The organism is Vibrio sp. ABH4_348, assembly GCF_056159765.1.
Map to the genome: position 1 here is coordinate 873,794 of NZ_JBSWVW010000001.1, position 15,938 is coordinate 889,731.

Annotated in this window: 16 protein-coding genes; 13 read left to right on the forward strand and 3 right to left on the reverse strand. The window is 44.7% G+C overall.

What is annotated here, in order from left to right; all coding sequences use genetic code 11:
- Positions 1–83 precede the first annotated feature (83 nt).
- The 5 genes from rpsA to pyrF all read left to right on the forward strand — a co-directional run bounded on the left by rpsA (position 84) and on the right by pyrF (position 4,723).
- Positions 84–1,754: a 30S ribosomal protein S1 gene (gene rpsA, locus ACXAFJ_RS04030; protein WP_475321589.1), complete on the forward strand. Its 1,671-nt coding sequence runs from the start codon at positions 84–86 to the stop codon at positions 1,752–1,754.
- Between the two features lie 202 nt (positions 1,755–1,956).
- On the forward strand, positions 1,957–2,241 hold the full coding sequence (gene ihfB, locus ACXAFJ_RS04035; protein WP_475321590.1) for an integration host factor subunit beta: 285 nt from the start codon (positions 1,957–1,959) through the stop codon (positions 2,239–2,241).
- A gap of 271 nt (positions 2,242–2,512) precedes the next feature.
- Positions 2,513–2,782 carry a LapA family protein gene (locus ACXAFJ_RS04040; RefSeq protein WP_475321591.1) on the forward strand — a complete coding sequence of 90 codons (270 nt, stop codon included), beginning with the start codon at positions 2,513–2,515 and terminating at the stop codon, positions 2,780–2,782.
- A gap of 26 nt (positions 2,783–2,808) precedes the next feature.
- Positions 2,809–3,978 carry a lipopolysaccharide assembly protein LapB gene (gene lapB, locus ACXAFJ_RS04045; protein WP_475321592.1) on the forward strand — a complete coding sequence of 390 codons (1,170 nt, stop codon included), beginning with the start codon at positions 2,809–2,811 and terminating at the stop codon, positions 3,976–3,978.
- A gap of 49 nt (positions 3,979–4,027) precedes the next feature.
- Positions 4,028–4,723: an orotidine-5'-phosphate decarboxylase gene (gene pyrF, locus ACXAFJ_RS04050; RefSeq protein ID WP_475321594.1), complete on the forward strand. Its 696-nt coding sequence runs from the start codon at positions 4,028–4,030 to the stop codon at positions 4,721–4,723.
- Positions 4,724–5,046: 323 nt separating this feature from the next.
- Here pyrF and miaE read toward each other — a convergent pair whose 3' ends face one another.
- Positions 5,047–5,817: a tRNA isopentenyl-2-thiomethyl-A-37 hydroxylase MiaE gene (miaE, locus tag ACXAFJ_RS04055; protein WP_475321595.1), complete on the reverse strand. Its 771-nt coding sequence runs from the start codon at positions 5,815–5,817 to the stop codon at positions 5,047–5,049.
- 63 nt (positions 5,818–5,880) lie between these two features.
- Entirely contained in the window at positions 5,881–6,645 is a 765-nt protein-coding gene (locus ACXAFJ_RS04060; RefSeq protein ID WP_475321596.1) for a DNA repair protein, read from the reverse strand.
- A gap of 286 nt (positions 6,646–6,931) precedes the next feature.
- Here ACXAFJ_RS04060 and cysB point away from each other — a divergent pair, with 286 nt between their 5' ends.
- The 5 genes from cysB (at position 6,932) to ACXAFJ_RS04085 (ending at position 12,154) form a co-directional block, all read left to right on the forward strand.
- On the forward strand, positions 6,932–7,906 hold the full coding sequence (cysB, locus tag ACXAFJ_RS04065; RefSeq protein WP_475321597.1) for an HTH-type transcriptional regulator CysB: 975 nt from the start codon (positions 6,932–6,934) through the stop codon (positions 7,904–7,906).
- 71 nt (positions 7,907–7,977) lie between these two features.
- Positions 7,978–9,189 (forward strand): methyltransferase, encoded by a 1,212-nt coding sequence (locus ACXAFJ_RS04070; RefSeq protein ID WP_475321599.1) that lies wholly within the window; start codon positions 7,978–7,980, stop codon positions 9,187–9,189.
- Between the two features lie 185 nt (positions 9,190–9,374).
- Positions 9,375–10,346 (forward strand): ABC transporter substrate-binding protein, encoded by a 972-nt coding sequence (locus ACXAFJ_RS04075; protein WP_475321600.1) that lies wholly within the window; start codon positions 9,375–9,377, stop codon positions 10,344–10,346.
- 79 nt (positions 10,347–10,425) lie between these two features.
- Entirely contained in the window at positions 10,426–11,310 is an 885-nt protein-coding gene (locus tag ACXAFJ_RS04080) for an ABC transporter permease (protein WP_475321602.1), read from the forward strand.
- Between the two features lie 49 nt (positions 11,311–11,359).
- Positions 11,360–12,154 carry an ABC transporter ATP-binding protein gene (locus ACXAFJ_RS04085; protein WP_475321603.1) on the forward strand — a complete coding sequence of 265 codons (795 nt, stop codon included), beginning with the start codon at positions 11,360–11,362 and terminating at the stop codon, positions 12,152–12,154.
- Positions 12,155–12,217: 63 nt separating this feature from the next.
- Here ACXAFJ_RS04085 and dusC read toward each other — a convergent pair whose 3' ends face one another.
- Positions 12,218–13,177, reverse strand: a complete 960-nt coding sequence (gene dusC / locus ACXAFJ_RS04090) for a tRNA dihydrouridine(16) synthase DusC (RefSeq protein ID WP_475321605.1) — start codon at positions 13,175–13,177, stop codon at positions 12,218–12,220.
- Positions 13,178–13,319: 142 nt separating this feature from the next.
- On the opposite strand from dusC, the gene ACXAFJ_RS04095 reads away from it, so the two are divergent.
- From ACXAFJ_RS04095 to ACXAFJ_RS04105, 3 genes are read left to right on the forward strand one after another with little or no spacing between them, the layout of a single operon-like run.
- Entirely contained in the window at positions 13,320–13,925 is a 606-nt protein-coding gene (locus ACXAFJ_RS04095; RefSeq protein ID WP_475321607.1) for a YecA family protein, read from the forward strand.
- A 46-nt stretch (positions 13,926–13,971) separates the two neighbouring features.
- Positions 13,972–14,583 carry an outer membrane lipoprotein periplasmic chaperone LolA gene (lolA, locus tag ACXAFJ_RS04100; RefSeq protein WP_475321608.1) on the forward strand — a complete coding sequence of 204 codons (612 nt, stop codon included), beginning with the start codon at positions 13,972–13,974 and terminating at the stop codon, positions 14,581–14,583.
- Complete coding sequence (locus tag ACXAFJ_RS04105; protein ID WP_475321610.1) at positions 14,583–15,932, forward strand: replication-associated recombination protein A; 1,350 nt, start codon at positions 14,583–14,585, stop codon at positions 15,930–15,932. Before lolA ends, ACXAFJ_RS04105 begins: the two co-directional genes overlap by 1 nt.
- The last annotated feature ends 6 nt before the right edge of the window (positions 15,933–15,938 follow it).

Consider the following 15,938-nt stretch of genomic DNA (forward strand, 5'->3'; position numbering starts at 1 on the left):
GTCGCATGGATGATGACCGATGAAGTTAATAACCCCACGCGGTAGGATACCCGTGGACGTTTATATTATTGAAGATTAATTAAATGACTGAATCTTTTGCTCAACTCTTTGAAGAGTTTCTGAACGAGACCGAATTCCAACAAGGCACTATCGTTAAAGGTACTGTAGTCGCTATCGAAAACGGCTTTGTACTTGTAGATGCTGGCCTTAAGTCTGAGTCTGCTATCCCTGCTGAACAGTTCAAGAACGCTGCTGGCGAACTTGAAGTTGAAGTTGGTTCTGAAGTAGACGTAGCTCTTGACGCTGTTGAAGATGGTTTCGGTGAGACTCAACTTTCTCGTGAGAAAGCTAAGCGTCACGAAGCTTGGATCGTTCTTGAGAAGGCTTACGAAGAAGCTGAAACTGTTGTTGGTATCATCAACGGTAAAGTTAAAGGTGGTTTCACTGTTGAACTAAACGGTATCCGTGCTTTCCTTCCTGGTTCTCTAGTAGACGTTCGCCCAATTCGCGACACGGCTCACCTAGAAAACAAAGAGCTAGAGTTCAAAGTAATCAAGCTAGATCAGAAGCGCAACAACGTTGTTGTTTCTCGTCGTGCAGTTATCGAATCTGAAAACAGCGTAGAGCGTGAAGAGCTACTAGAAACTCTGCAAGAAGGCAGCGAAGTTAAGGGTATCGTTAAGAACCTAACTGACTACGGTGCGTTCGTAGACCTAGGCGGCGTAGACGGCCTACTACACATCACTGACATGGCTTGGAAGCGTGTTAAGCACCCATCTGAGATCGTAAACGTTGGTGACGAGATCCTTGTTAAAGTTCTTAAGTTCGACCGTGAGCGTACTCGCGTTTCACTAGGTCTTAAGCAGCTAGGCGAAGATCCATGGGTAGCAATCGCTAAGCGTTACCCAGAAGGTCACAAGCTTTCTGGTCGTGTTACTAACCTAACTGACTACGGCTGCTTCGTTGAAATCGAAGAAGGCGTTGAAGGTCTAGTACACGTTTCTGAAATGGACTGGACTAACAAGAACATCCACCCATCTAAAGTTGTTAATGTTGGCGACGAAGTTGAGGTTATGGTTCTTGAGATCGACGAAGAGCGTCGTCGTATTTCATTAGGTCTAAAACAGTGTAAAGCTAACCCGTGGCAATCATTTGCTGAAGCGCAAGCTAAAGGCGACAAAGTTACTGGTAAGATCAAGTCTATCACTGACTTCGGTATATTCATCGGTCTTGACGGTGGTATCGACGGCCTAGTTCACCTATCTGACATCTCTTGGAACGTTCCAGGTGAAGAAGCAGTACGTGAATTCAAGAAAGGCGACGAAATTTCTGCAGTAGTTCTAGCAGTAGACGCAGAGCGTGAGCGTATTTCTCTAGGTGTTAAGCAAATGGAAAATGACCCATTCAATGCTTACGTTGCAGACAACAAGAAAGGTGCTCTAGTTAACGGTACTGTTACAGCTGTTGACGCTAAAGGCGCAACTGTTGAGCTTATCGAAGGCGTAGAAGGTTACATCCGCGTTTCTGAAATCGCACGTGACCGCGTTGAAGATGCTTCTCTAATCCTAAGTGTTGGTGACAGCGTTGAAGCGAAGTTTACTGGTGTTGACCGTAAGAACCGCGTAATCAACCTATCTATCAAAGCTAAAGATGAAGCGGAAGAGCAAGAAGCAATGGCTTCACTGAACAAGCAAGATGAAGGCTCGTTCGGTAATGCTATGGCAGACGCGTTCAAAGCAGCTAAAGGTGAGTAATTCCCTTTAAGCGAATAAAGGAGCCCATGTGGCTCCTTTTTGTTTTTTAGAAGCAAGATAAGCGTTATTTTGCTTCAATGACTAAAAAATGTTCACATTACATTAGGCAGTGTGATGGAATTGGAACTAAAATAGAGCCAAGTGTTTGTTGAAACAAGTATTACTGTCTATAATCAATTGAAAATAGTTCAAGAGGAACAATATGACTAAGTCAGAATTGATTGAGCGTTTGTGTTCTGAGCAGACACATCTTTCTGCGAAAGAAGTGGAAGACGCTGTTAAAGATATCTTAGAGCACATGGCCAACACATTGGAACGTGGTGATCGCATTGAAATCCGCGGTTTTGGTAGCTTCTCATTGCACTATCGCGAGCCGCGCGTAGGTCGCAACCCTAAAACTGGTGAGAAGGTTGAACTTGACGGTAAGTTTGTACCCCATTTCAAGCCAGGCAAAGAGCTACGAGAGCGTGTTAACGCTGGAATGTGATTAGAATTTTAAGAAACGGCATACTTAGGTATGCCGTTTTTTTGTCTTTGAGAGTCGACTGCTCGACTTCTATAAATTACTACCATTACTCCGGGAGAATTGACCGACAAGTTCAATATGAGCTTTCTGCTCACTTAACGATGCTCAAACTGGTGGTCTATAAGATCTGTAGTTGACGTTAAATTTTCATCGCCCTGTCTATATTGTCATGGTGCAACTGCATGAAATCCTGCATAATCGTAGGCTACCAAGTAATTGGAGATGACCACCCATGAGAGTGATCAAAATTGTTATTGTATTGGCTTTGTTTTTGGTTGCCCTTGCCCTAGGTGCGCAAAATCAGGAAGTTGTTCAGTTTAACTATCTTATTGCTCAAGGACAGTTTCACTTATCGACCTTACTCGGAAGTGTATTTGTTACTGGTTTCGCTGTTTCTTGGCTGATATTTGGTAGCTTGCACTTGCGGTCCAAAATGCAGGTTCGCAAGCTTAATAAACAACTCACCAAAGCTCGTTCTACTTTGCCAGCAGAAAACAAGTAAAAAGACTGATAAGGTACTAATCTAGAATGCTAGAAATTCTCTTCCTGCTGCTACCCATCGCCGCTGCTTACGGCTGGTATATGGGGCACAGAAATGCGCAGCAGGAAAAGCAGAAACAATCTCACCAAATATCTCGTCAATACGTGACGGGTCTTAACTTGTTATTGTCGGATCAATCTGACAAAGCGGTTGATCACTTTATTGAGCTTCTTCAGGTCGATAACGAGACCATTGATACCCATTTAGCGTTAGGTAACTTGTTCCGTTCCAGAGGAGAAGTGGACAGGGCAATTCGCATTCACCAAAACTTGATTTCGCGAACTGGCTTGACCATAGACCAAAAAAATATCGCCTTACAGCAGTTAGCAAAAGACTATATGGTCTCAGGCTTTTTAGATCGAGCTGAGAAAATATTTGAGCAACTGGTAGAAGAGCCCGATCACCAAGATGCTGCAGTCACTCAGTTAGTTAGTATTTACCAACAAACACGCGAATGGCAAAAAGCGATACATTACGCGTCCATTTTATTAAAGCAGGGACGTAAAAAAATGATTGGCCCGATTGCGCATTTTTGGTGTGAAATAGCACATCAAGAAGAGCTCGATGGGGATGATGCTAAGGCGATTACGAGTTACAAACGGGCATTAAAAGAAGATCCAAGGTGTGTTCGGGCCAGTATTGCGCTCGGTAAACTTTACATGCACCAAGAGGATTACGAAACTACGGTCGATTACCTATCGCAGGTTATCGACCAAGATATCGACTTTGCCAGCGAAGTCCTTCAACCACTAGCTGAGTGTTATCATCAACTGGGCAGAGAAGATGAGCTGCTTGGTATCTTAAGAGAATGCATCGTTAAAAAAGCAGGCGTATCGGCTGAGCTCATGCTGGCCCAATTAGTGGCTCAGCATGAAGGTGTAAGTTCTGCACAGGAGCTACTGACTCGTCAGTTGGTGAAAAACCCGACGATGAAAGGTTTTTATCGCTTGATGGATTATCACCTTGCTGATGCTGAAGAAGGTCGGGCCAAGGCGAGTTTGGCAACGTTACAAAAGCTGGTAGGTGAGCAGCTCAAGGTCAAACCTCATTATCGATGTCGAAATTGCGGATTTTCTACCCATTCACTTTATTGGCATTGCCCATCGTGTAAAGGATGGGGTACGATCAAGCCAATTCGTGGCCTCGATGGCGAATAGTTTTTCAAGCTGGTGATTTTCACCAGCTTGTTTTATGTAAGGAGAAAAAATGCTAGATCCTAAAGTAATTGTTGCCCTTGATTATGACAAACAAGACGATGCGTTATCTTTTGTAGATAAAATTGATCCGGCAAGTTGTCGACTAAAAGTCGGCAAAGAAATGTTTACCTTCTTTGGGCCTGACTTTGTTAAAGCACTCCATCAAAGAGGCTTCTCCGTATTTTTGGATTTAAAATTTCACGATATTCCAAACACTTGTTCAAAAGCCGTTCGCGCTGCTGCCGAGCTAGGAGTCTGGATGGTCAACGTTCACGCCAGTGGTGGTGAAAAGATGATGACCGCATCTCGCGACATTCTTGAGCCTTATGGCAACGATAGACCACTACTTATTGGTGTCACCATTCTCACCAGTATGGAGCAAGCTGACATGCGTGGGATTGGCCTAGATGTCGAACCTCAAGAGCAAGTTATGAGACTAGCTACTCTAACCAAAAACTCAGGCCTTGATGGTATTGTTTGTTCGGCGCAAGAATCTAGCCTTATTAAAAGTAAGCTTGGTCAAGAATTTAAACTGGTTACGCCGGGTATTCGTCCTGCCGGTGCTGCAGTGGGTGACCAAAAGCGTATTATGACGCCTGTAGACGCAATCAGTGCTGGCTCAGATTACTTAGTGATTGGTAGGCCTATCACACAAGCTGCCAATCCGTCTCAAGTACTAAAAGAGATCAATACCTCCTTGTCGTAGTTGTTATACCCGAGTAACCTCGAGATGCTAGTTTCAGCGAGAGTTAACTGACCTTCAGACAAGGCATCGATTGGAAGCTATAGTCATTCTACATCGAGAATCGATAACACAGTATGAAAGTCAGTTAAACTCGCCCTAGGGAGCTCATATTCTGTCTCATTCCTTCGTCAAAGAACATTGAAAGGACTCGTCATTCCACTGCGTTCCTGTTCTTTAGGTAGAGAGGCTTGCACTGAACCAGAATATGTAGCTCTGAATCCTGTATCTTGAAGTCACTCGGGTATAAGTAGTATAAAAAAACCAGCGTTTGCTGGTTTTTTTGTTTATACGGGCAGACCACTATGGAACTTAAAATCAGTATCTGGCTCTGAAATCAACTTAGCTTCTATCTCACCAAAATACTGAACCCTGTCTGAAATGTCGCTCGGACTAATACTTTGTGCAAGCGTCAGATAATCTTGATAGTGTCTAGCTTCTGAGCGCAGTAACGAGATATAAAATCGACCTATACCGTCTTCCATGTAAGGGGCGAGTTTTGCAAAACGTTCGCAGGAGCGAGCTTCGATATATGCACCGATGATCAGCTTATCGACTAGAGTTTGCGGTTCATAGGTCGCCATGTTACTTATCATTCCTTTCGCGTATCGACTTGCTGATACCGGCTTATAAGCAATCTGTTTTTGATCGAGTATTTCAAGAACTTGATAAAAGTGATGAAGTTCCTCTTTGATAAGCAGCACCATTTTGTCTATCAAATCTTGGCTATAAACCTGTTGGTTTTTCGCCTGAATCGATTTACTGAATTGGCTTTTTCCTTTGAGCGTTGCCAAGCTACCTTTTTGCTTATATGCAAACTCCTCATACGGTTTTATCCACTCGGTAAGCGTGGTGGCACTGTCTTTATCTACGGCGTAACGTCTGATCAAAAACAGAGCGCTTTGCGCGGCTTTCAGTTCACACAATAAATGATCAGTAAGAACCACCGGGAGGTTTTTTGGTTTTTTTGCCTCATCAAGCCAAGCTTGCGGGGTACTACAGTGTAAAAAACCGTTAATTGGTTCGAGTAGGTCTTGGTACTTAGTCAGTTCAATCATGGTTACACACAAAAAATTGAGGCCGCGTTTGCGGCCTCTGTTAATTCCAGCATTAGGGCTATTCTACCACTTTTTCTTCTCGCCGAAGAGCGCTTCCATATCGTCTTTACGATCTTTATCTTCCACTTGGTGCAGTTCTTCAGCATTACGGTCGATGCGTTTTTGTTCAAGCTCGTCGTACATAGTTTGTAGCTTCTCTTTCGCTTGTTGCGAGTAAGGGTCATTTTTGGTGCTTAAGGCATCAATGCCCTTGCGCAGCAACTGCACGGCGGTGCCTAGTTGACCTCTAGCAATAGCATCATTCGAGCGCTTAATGACGTTTTCAATGTTGATTCGCATTTGGATGCTTTCTAAACGTGCATTTTCAGCTACATACGCCTGGGTATCGAAACGGCCTTTGTTGTGCTCAGTTCTTATCGTGTCTCGCAGCCGTTTCGCCAGCTTGAGCATCATGATCGCTTGTTTGTCATTGGCAGGAACTTTGAACTTACTTACGTCAGAATCGACTTGGCCATCTTCGAGTTGTTTAACTTGTTGTTTGACCGACTCAACGCGTTGAGCTAGGTGTCTGTTCTTAGGATCGAGCTCTAGCATATTGTTGAGAGAGTCTAATATGCGATTGTTTAAACAAAGGAGTAAGTCTTTACTGTAGGGCAGATTGTGTGCATGACCAATTAACTCTTCCGTTGCATCGATAATGGCAACATAGCGAGCACTCTCTTGCTTGCGAACCGAATCCGATTTGACTTTGTATTGCAGCATGATGTTGTAACCCAACACCAAGATCAGCATAACGACAACAAGTGCGATAATTAACCCAATATTCATAACGTCCGTTTTCTACTCGATTGCTTAGCTGGAGCTTTGTAAATTACACATATATTTACATGCTAACACTAATTGATAGTTGAATATTAACCAAAACTCTCTTAATTGACTTCGAACTGAGCGATTGGTTGCAAATTACTCTCGGTTTTATAGTTTGCTAACTTTGATTCGACACTTTTATGGAATAAAACTGTTATTTCAAGGTATTTAGCGTTATAACTAAACATTATAAACTATGCATGCAATTTTGCTTTGCGTGATTCGCTTGAACACACCGAGGGTTAGAATGAAACTCCAACAGCTCAGATATATTGTGGAAGTGGTTAACCACAATTTGAATGTCTCGGCTACTGCCGAAAGCTTGTATACTTCGCAACCTGGTATTAGTAAACAAGTTCGGCTGTTGGAAGATGAGCTTGGTATTCAAATATTTGAGCGAAGTGGTAAACATCTCACTCAAGTAACTTCTGCTGGTGAAGATATTATTCGCATTTCGCAAGAGATATTGTCACGTGTTGAAAGTATCAAAGCGGTTGCTGGAGAACACACGCACCCGGAAATGGGAACGCTAAATATCTCGACTACGCATACGCAAGCGCGTTACGCACTTCCAGATGTAATCAAAGGATTTACTTCTCGATACCCTAAAGTGTCACTTCACATGCACCAAGGTACACCAAGCCAAATGTCTGAAGCCATTGCCAAAGGCACAGCCAATTTTGCCATTGCGACCGAAGCACTTCATCTTTATCAAGATGCCATCATGTTGCCTTGTTACCATTGGAACCGCTCTATCGTTGTTCCTAAAGATCACCCACTGGCGCAAAAATCTCATATCTCACTGCAAGATTTGGCGAGCTTCCCACTTGTCACTTATGTTTTTGGTTTTACTGGCCGCTCTGAGCTGGATACCGCATTCGATAAGGAAGGGCTCACACCTAAGGTTGTCTTTACCGCAACCGATGCAGATGTGATTAAAACATACGTGAGAATGGGTATCGGTGTGGGTGTGATAGCCAGCATGGCAGTAGACAAGCTCAATGACACCGATTTGGTGGCCATTGATGCGAGCCACATTTTTGGTTCAAGTACCACGAGCATCGGTTTCCGCCGAGGTACCTTCTTGCGTAGTTATATGTATGACTTCATGGAGCGATTTGCACCTCATTTGACTCGTCCAGTTGTGGAGCAGGCGATCTCATTGAAATCAAACGCGGAAATCGATGACATGTTTAAGGACATTGAGTTACCAATTCGCTAACTAACTCGATACCTTGCGTGTAAAAAATAGCGCATTACAATGGCCACCTCAGTTTCGTACGGGTGGTCATTTTGTTAGTCACTAATCAGTATTTTCGCGAAGTCACGCAGGTTCTAACTCAATACTCTGATCTGTGGCGCATTAGTCCCTACCACCTTTGCCAAACGACTGGATTCGAACAGCAGTTTTCTCATCCATTAAGTCATTGGTTACTCAACCTTTCTCAATATCAATCTGAGCTCTATCTCAGAGATTGGCCGCGATTCATCGACGATGTGGTCAACGCTTTTCCTGAATTTATCACTATTCAAACATTGCTAGCGCAAGTTGAAAAAAATGAGCGCGGTTCTGAACACCACTATTCTCGAGAGCTTGAGGGAATTCCAGGAAGGAAGCTTGAGCAAATTCGAAGATTTGTTGAATCGATTGATAATGACACCGACAGTCAGCGCTGGGTAGAGTGGTGTGCAGGAAAAGGATTTTTAGGCCGAGTTCTAGCGATGGAAACTCAAACGCCAGTCGAGAGCGTTGAGTACCAAAAGCCTTTGTGTGAATGCGGCCAGTCTTTTGCCAAACAGCATGAGTTGGATATTCATTTTCACCACGTTGACGTGTTGCTTGAAGACACCAGTGAGCTCCTATCACGAACTCCTTCGCCACATGTTGTCGCACTCCATGCATGCGGAGACCTTCATCAAACATTACTCAAACAAGCGCCGAGTAAAGCAGTTCGTCAATTATCCGTTGCACCTTGTTGCTATCACTTAACTCAAGACGATAATTACCAGCCCCTTTCTCACACAGGTAAGCGTTTTGATATCAAATTGAGTAAGACAGAATTACGGATTCCTCTAACAGAGTTAGTCACTGGCGGCAATCGAGTGGCGAGAGACCGTGCAGTCGAGATGACTTATCGCTTTGCATTTCAAGCCTTACTTAAGCAGCAAGGTTTAGCTACTGAGGTGGTTGCGATACCGAGTATTAGAAAATCTGAATTAAAAAAGGGATTTAGTCATTTTGTATCTTGGGCGGCAACCCAAAAAAACTATTCAATCGACAAGTTTGACGAAGCCCATTTACTCAAGCAAGGAAAAGACTCGTTGGTGTTGTTTGACAAGCTGAACCTACAACAATCCTTATTTCGTCGCTTACTCGAGCTTTGGTTGATTTTAGATAAGTCTATGTATCTTCAGGAGCAAGGTTATAAAGTACAGGTACGAGAATTTTGTGCTAGAAAAATAACCCCACGCAATTTGGTTATAAACGCAACGCTTTCCGCTTAAAAAGCTCCCAAATTGGCTGATTCCTCCAAGGTCACCTTTTGTTACTCTAGTGTTAAAACCTGCTTCCCTTTGCGAGCAGATATTGGTATTAATGAGTGTCTGTGTACATAGTGTGCTCAGTAATATAAAAAAGATAAACACAACATCATACAACTAACCAATATTGCTTAAATCAAGGAGTTCAGATGAAAGCAGCAAAAGTTCTAGCGACCGCCGTTATCGCTGGTGCAGCAATGCTATCTTCAGCAAGCATCATGGCAAAAACTGCTACTGTCGCAGTGTCACAAATCGTTGAACACCCCGCATTGGATGCAACGCGCCAAGGTCTTTTAGATGGATTAAAGGCCAAGGGCTATGAGCAGGGTAAAAATCTAGACTTCGATTACAAAACAGCACAAGGCAACCCTGCGATTGCGGCGCAAATTGCTCGTCAATTTGTTGGTGAAAACCCAGATGTGTTAGTAGGAATTGCAACACCGACTGCACAGGCTCTTGTGTCTTCTGCAAAAGGCAAAGGGATTCCGGTCGTCTTTACTGCAGTTACAGATCCAGTAGGTGCAAAACTGGTTAGCCAATTAGAAAAGCCAGGAAAATACGTGACTGGACTTTCAGATCTTTCTCCTGTTACTCAACACGTTGAGCTCATCAAAGAAATTCTGCCAAATGTAAAATCGATTGGTGTGGTGTTTAACCCAGGTGAAGCAAACGCGGTAACTCTAGTTAACTTGTTGAAAGAAGCTGCGGATAAGCATGGTATCGAAGTGGTTGAAGGTACGGCTCTGAAAAGTGCTGATGTTCAATCGGCGACTCAAGCAATTGCGGCTAAATCAGACGTACTATACGCCCCAACTGATAACACGGTTGCAAGTGCGATTGAAGGTATGATCGTTGCTGCGAATCAAGCGAAGACCCCTGTCTTTGGTGGTGCAACGTCTTACGTTGAGAAAGGCGCGGTGGCGAGCTTAGGTTTTGATTACTATCAAGTTGGTGTTCAAACAGCAGACTATGTAGCGGCTATTTTGGAAGGCGCTAACCCAGGTGACCTAGACGTGAAGGTAGCAACAGGTTCTGACTTGGTGGTTAATCCATCAGCAGCATCGAAAGTTGGTGTAACACTTCCTAAGTCTGTGCTTGATCGCGCGACAGACGTTAAATAAGAAAAAGAATGCCAGCCAAGGGTTTGGCTGGCACTAGCTTACCGCTATACGGTAACTTTTAAGCAGAAAGGGAGTTGTTATGTCTGCTTTTGCCTTTTTTGGCGCATTAGAAATTGGTCTGATTTATGGACTGGTAGCCCTCGGCGTATATCTTACGTTTCGAATTCTTGATTTCCCTGACTTAAGTGTCGATGGCAGCTTCCCTATGGGCGCTGCAGTTGCCGCAACAGCCATTGTTGCCGGTATTGACCCTTGGGTAGCCACTTTTATGGCTATTTTAGCAGGAGCGGCGACGGGATGGGTCACCGCCTTCTTAGCAGTTAAATGTGGTATTTTGCATCTTTTAGCTTCAATCCTTACCATGATCGCGGCGTTTTCAATCAACATCCGCATTATGGGTCGCCCTAACATGGCATTGTTGGGAGAAGATACTATTTTGACCCCATTTGAAGCCATGGGCGATGCCATGTATATCCGACCACTCGTGGTTGGGATTCTTGTCCTGTTATCTTCTTGGTTTATTGTCCGCCTACTTAATAGTGATTTTGGCTTAAGCTTGCGTGCGACGGGTGTCAATGCTCGCATGGTTAGAGCTCAAGGCGGAAGTACAGCTTTCTATACCTATTTTGGTCTTGCGCTGTCTAACGGATTTGTTGGCTTTGCGGGTGCACTTTTTGCTCAAACGAACAGTTTTGCAGACGTCACATCAGGCGTGGGTACCATAGTAGTCGGTTTGGCGGCGGTTATTCTGGGCCAAACGCTAATCCCGGGTCGAAAAATCTGGGTTGCAGTGGTCGCCGTGATTGTCGGTTCAATTTTGTACCGCTTGGCAGTGGCATTTGCACTGAGTACAGGAATGTTTGGCTTACAAGCATCAGACCTCAACCTAGTCACCGCGGTTTTGGTTGCAATAGCGCTTATTGCTCCAAAATTGAAAAGTAACCTGAAAGCTAAAAAAGCTTAATGGCCGGTTCCCTTAAAAAAGAACCGTTCGATAAGCTGGAGAAGTAACAATGATTCAATTAGACAATATTCAGGTGACTTTTAACCCGGGCACCATTCTAGAAAACAAGGCGTTGCGAGGTGTTTCTTTGGAAGTGCCCGAACACCAATTTTTGACCGTTATTGGCTCAAACGGCGCTGGTAAGTCTACCCTGTTGGGCGCTGTGACGGGCGAAACACCAATGGTGGGTGGCCGAGTAGTCATCGACAACTTGGATGTCACCAAACAAACGGTGGACCAACGTGCCAATCAATGTGCCAGAGTATTCCAAGACCCGCTTGCAGGAACCTGTGGCGAATTGACCATCGAAGAGAACATGGCGATTGCTTACATGCGTGGCAAAAAACGCGGTTGGTCTTTATCGTTATCCAGCAAACGCCGTAAGCTATTCCAAGAGCGCATCAGTATTCTTGGGCTTGGTTTGGAAGACAGGTTGGGTGACAGTATTGGTTTGTTATCCGGTGGTCAACGCCAAGCGGTGAGCTTGGTGATGGCAACGCTTTCTGACAGTAAACTCTTGTTGCTAGATGAACATACCGCCGCATTAGATCCCCGTATGGCAGCCTTCGTAATTGATTTAACAAAGAAAGTCATTCATGAGTTCAACCTTACTGTAATGATGGTGACGCACTCGATGAAGGATGCGCTGGATTGCGGAGACCGAACCGTGATGTTGCACCAAGGGGAAATTGTTCTCGATGTTTCTGGAGAGCAACGAGCCAATATGCAAGTGCCTGACTTGTTAGAGATGTTTTCTAAAGTGCGTGGCGAGGAGTTGGCTGACGACAGCTTACTGCTCAACTAAATCGTTATGGCACAGATAAAAATGCCCAGCGGATGCTGGGCATTTTTTGTTGTTCTGTATGACCTAAATAGCACGGTTTTTTAGCTGTTCTTGATAGTCAATCAGGTACTCGACGATCGGCGCAGCTTTGTTATGGGTACGAATATCTCGGAACAAATCCCCTGCTTGGCTGTAATGTTGTCTCAAATAGGCCAACCATTGCTTGATTCGGTTCGGGTAGTAGAGGCCCTTGTCGCCTTTAATTTCGTAGTCAGAATAACGAATCATGAGTTGCACAACATCTAGCCATGGCATTGCTTGTTCGTTGTGTTTAACCACGTTGCCTAAATTAGGAACATTGAATGCGCCGCGGCACACCATCAATGATTCGGTACCTGTAGTGGCGATGCAGCGTTGCCCGTCTTCGTAATTCCAAATCTCACCGTTGGCGATAACCGGTATGGCGGTATTTTTCACTATTTCGCCAATGTACTCCCATTTGATTTCTGATGCTTTGTAACCACCAGTTTTGGTTCGACCGTGAACGGTCACTTCATCGGCTTTGGCGGATTCAATCGCACTGATTATCTCAAAACAATCATTAGGGTTATCCCAACCCAGTCTTATTTTGGCACTAACCGGGATTTCGTTTGGAACGGCATCTCTTACCGCTTTTACTACCTTATGAACTTGCTCTGGGTATTGGAGTAAGGCGGCGCCACCTTTATTTTTATTCACGGTTTTTGCAGGACAACCGAAGTTGATGTCAATGCCATGAGCACCCAACTCGGCTGCATAAACGGCGTTTTCAGCCATCCAGTTAGGGTCTTGTCCTAAAAGTTGCAGTTTGACTGGGACGCCAGAAGGAGTTGTAGAACCATTATCTAGCTCCGGGCACAATCTTTTGAACACGTGCTCTGGCAGCTTTTGATCGACAACGCGGACAAACTCGGTGACGCAAAAATCATAGTCATTAATTTGCGTCAAAATGTCACGCATCAGGTGGTCCAAAACACCTTCCATTGGACCTAAAACAACTCTCATACAAATCCTAACTGGGGTAGAGCAATATAGGGTCGCTGATTTTAGAGTGTGGCAAGCCAATTGTCACTGATAACAGCAAAGGTAGTTCGAGCATCTTGGCGAGAGTCGCGTATAATTTGCAGTTCAGTACTGAGGAACTCGCATGTCGTATAACGTAATTTCACCATCTGAACTGTCGTTAGAGCAGTCGTCTTTTTATCTGGAAGGGGTGTTGTTCGCTGCCAACCTGGCAACAGAGCCCACAGTTCCCGAATCTTGGATAACTCCGCTATTTGGGGACATAGATACTGGAGTCACTCAGCGGGTAACCGAACAGTTACAAAAGCAATATTCATACATAAAAGGTCAGCAATATTCACTGGAAAGTTTGTTGGTAGAACCTTCCGATTTAGCCGAGTTCGCCGAAGGTTTTCTTGATAACTGGCAGCAGATATCAACACAATGGCAAGATAAAGCTCTCAATGACGGTACGGCCAGAATGTTACAAGCTTGGTTGATGACCATGATGCTGGCGCAAGATGAAGCGCAAACACAGGCAATGTTACAAGAGCAAGGTGTTGAACCAGTTCCTTGTTTGCAGGACTACCGAGACAAACTCGATCTAATGGCAAATGAGTTGGCGTTTGCGGCCGACGAATTTGTTCAAGGTCACCAATCTAATAGCGTCAACCCGTTTAAAAAAGTGGGTCGTAATGATTCTTGTCCATGTGAGAGCGGCAAGAAATTTAAGCATTGTTGTGGGAACTAATTAGGTTAACGCGGTTACTAACCAACAAAGTAGTACGGAGAAAATAATGAGAACAAAAGTCTGGCTTGGTTTGATGTCTGGTCTGTTATCAACGACCGTTTTTGCCACCCCACAGAATGAACTCGTCGAAAGATTGAGCCTTCACAAAGGCTTTAGCGCAAACTTCCAACAAACCGTGACAGATGCGGATGGTGATTTGGTGATGGAAGGCTCCGGGACTCTGGACGTGTTGCGACCTAATCGTTTTCGTTGGTCAGCGGTTGAGCCGGAAGAAAACACCCTAATTTCTGATGGTAGTACTTTGTGGTATTACCACCCGTTTTTGGAGCAAGTGTCTTTGTACTCTGCCCAGCAGGCGGTTGAGCAAACGCCATTTGTTCTACTAACTCGAAACCAAGAGTCAGACTGGTTGCGCTATCAAGTGCGTCAACAAGACAATACCTTTGTTCTACTACCAACAGATGTTGAGTCTAACACTCAACAATATTCATTGACGATCACAGACAGGGGTGAAATTACCAGCCTTCAAGTGACCGAGCAAGACGGACAAATCAGTCGTTACGATTTTAGTCAATCGCAGTTAACCGCGCCTAACAACAAACTGTTTACCTTTGACATTCCCGAAGGTGTGGACGTTGATGATCAAAGGGCAAACTAATGAAGCCAATGGCATTTGATTTCTCTTCCGGGGAAGATTTTCGACCTCTTGCCGCGAGAATGCGCCCAAGAAATGTCGAGGAATACATTGGCCAATTACATATCTTGGGAGAGGGTAAACCGCTTCGACGTGCGTTAGAGGCAGCTCAAATCCACTCTATGATTCTTTGGGGGCCGCCCGGTACAGGCAAGACTACATTAGCCGAAGTGGCTGCGTTTCATTCCGATGCTGAAGTGGAACGAGTCTCTGCGGTAACCTCCGGTGTAAAAGAGATCAGAGCTGCAATTGAGCAGGCCAAAGAAAACCAACAAGTTGGTAAACGCACAATTTTGTTTGTTGACGAAGTACACAGGTTCAATAAGTCGCAACAAGATGCGTTTTTGCCACACATAGAAGACGGAACGGTTGTCTTCATCGGCGCTACCACAGAGAACCCTTCTTTTGAACTGAACAACGCCTTACTTTCACGTGCACGGGTATACAAATTAACATCATTGACAGCGCAAGATATTCAGCAGGTCATTGAGCAAGCGATGGAAGACAAATCGCGTGGTTTGGGAAATCAGCAGGTCGAGTTTGATGAGGGTGTTCAAGAACAGTTAATTCAGCGTGTTGGTGGTGATGCTCGAATGGCTCTTAATTATCTAGAGCTTTTGTACGATTTGGCAGAAGATGACGGTTCTGGTCCGGCGAAAATTACGCTAAAGCTGCTAGCCGATGTGGCAGGGGAAAAAGCGGCAAGGTTTGATAACAAGGGCGACCTTTGGTACGACTTGATATCCGCGGTACACAAATCAATTCGTGGTTCAAATCCCGATGCTGCTCTGTATTGGAGCGCACGCATGATTACCGCCGGCTGTGATCCACTTTATATTGCCCGCCGATTGTTGGCGATCGCTTCGGAAGATATTGGTAACGCCGATCCCAGAGCCATGCAAGTTGCGCTGGCAGCTTGGGACTGTTTTAACCGTGTTGGGCCTGCCGAAGGAGAGCGAGCCATTGCACAAGCCATTGTCTACCTTGCATGCGCACCGAAAAGTAACGCAGTTTACAGTGCCTGGAAGCAAGCGTTAAGAGATGCGAAAGAGTATCCCGACTACGAGGTTCCACCTCATCTACGCAATGCACCGACTAAGTTGATGAAAGAAATGGGCTATGGAGACGAGTATCGATATGCTCACAATGAAGCTAGTGCTTATGCGGCGGGAGAGAATTATTTCCCGGAAGAATTGAAGGATCAGCGTTACTATCAGCCTGTAAATCGGGGGCTTGAGAGCAAGATTAGTGAGAAGTTAACCTATTTGGCAGATTTAGACGCAAAAAGCCCTCAAAAGCGCTATGAAAACTAGTGTCTT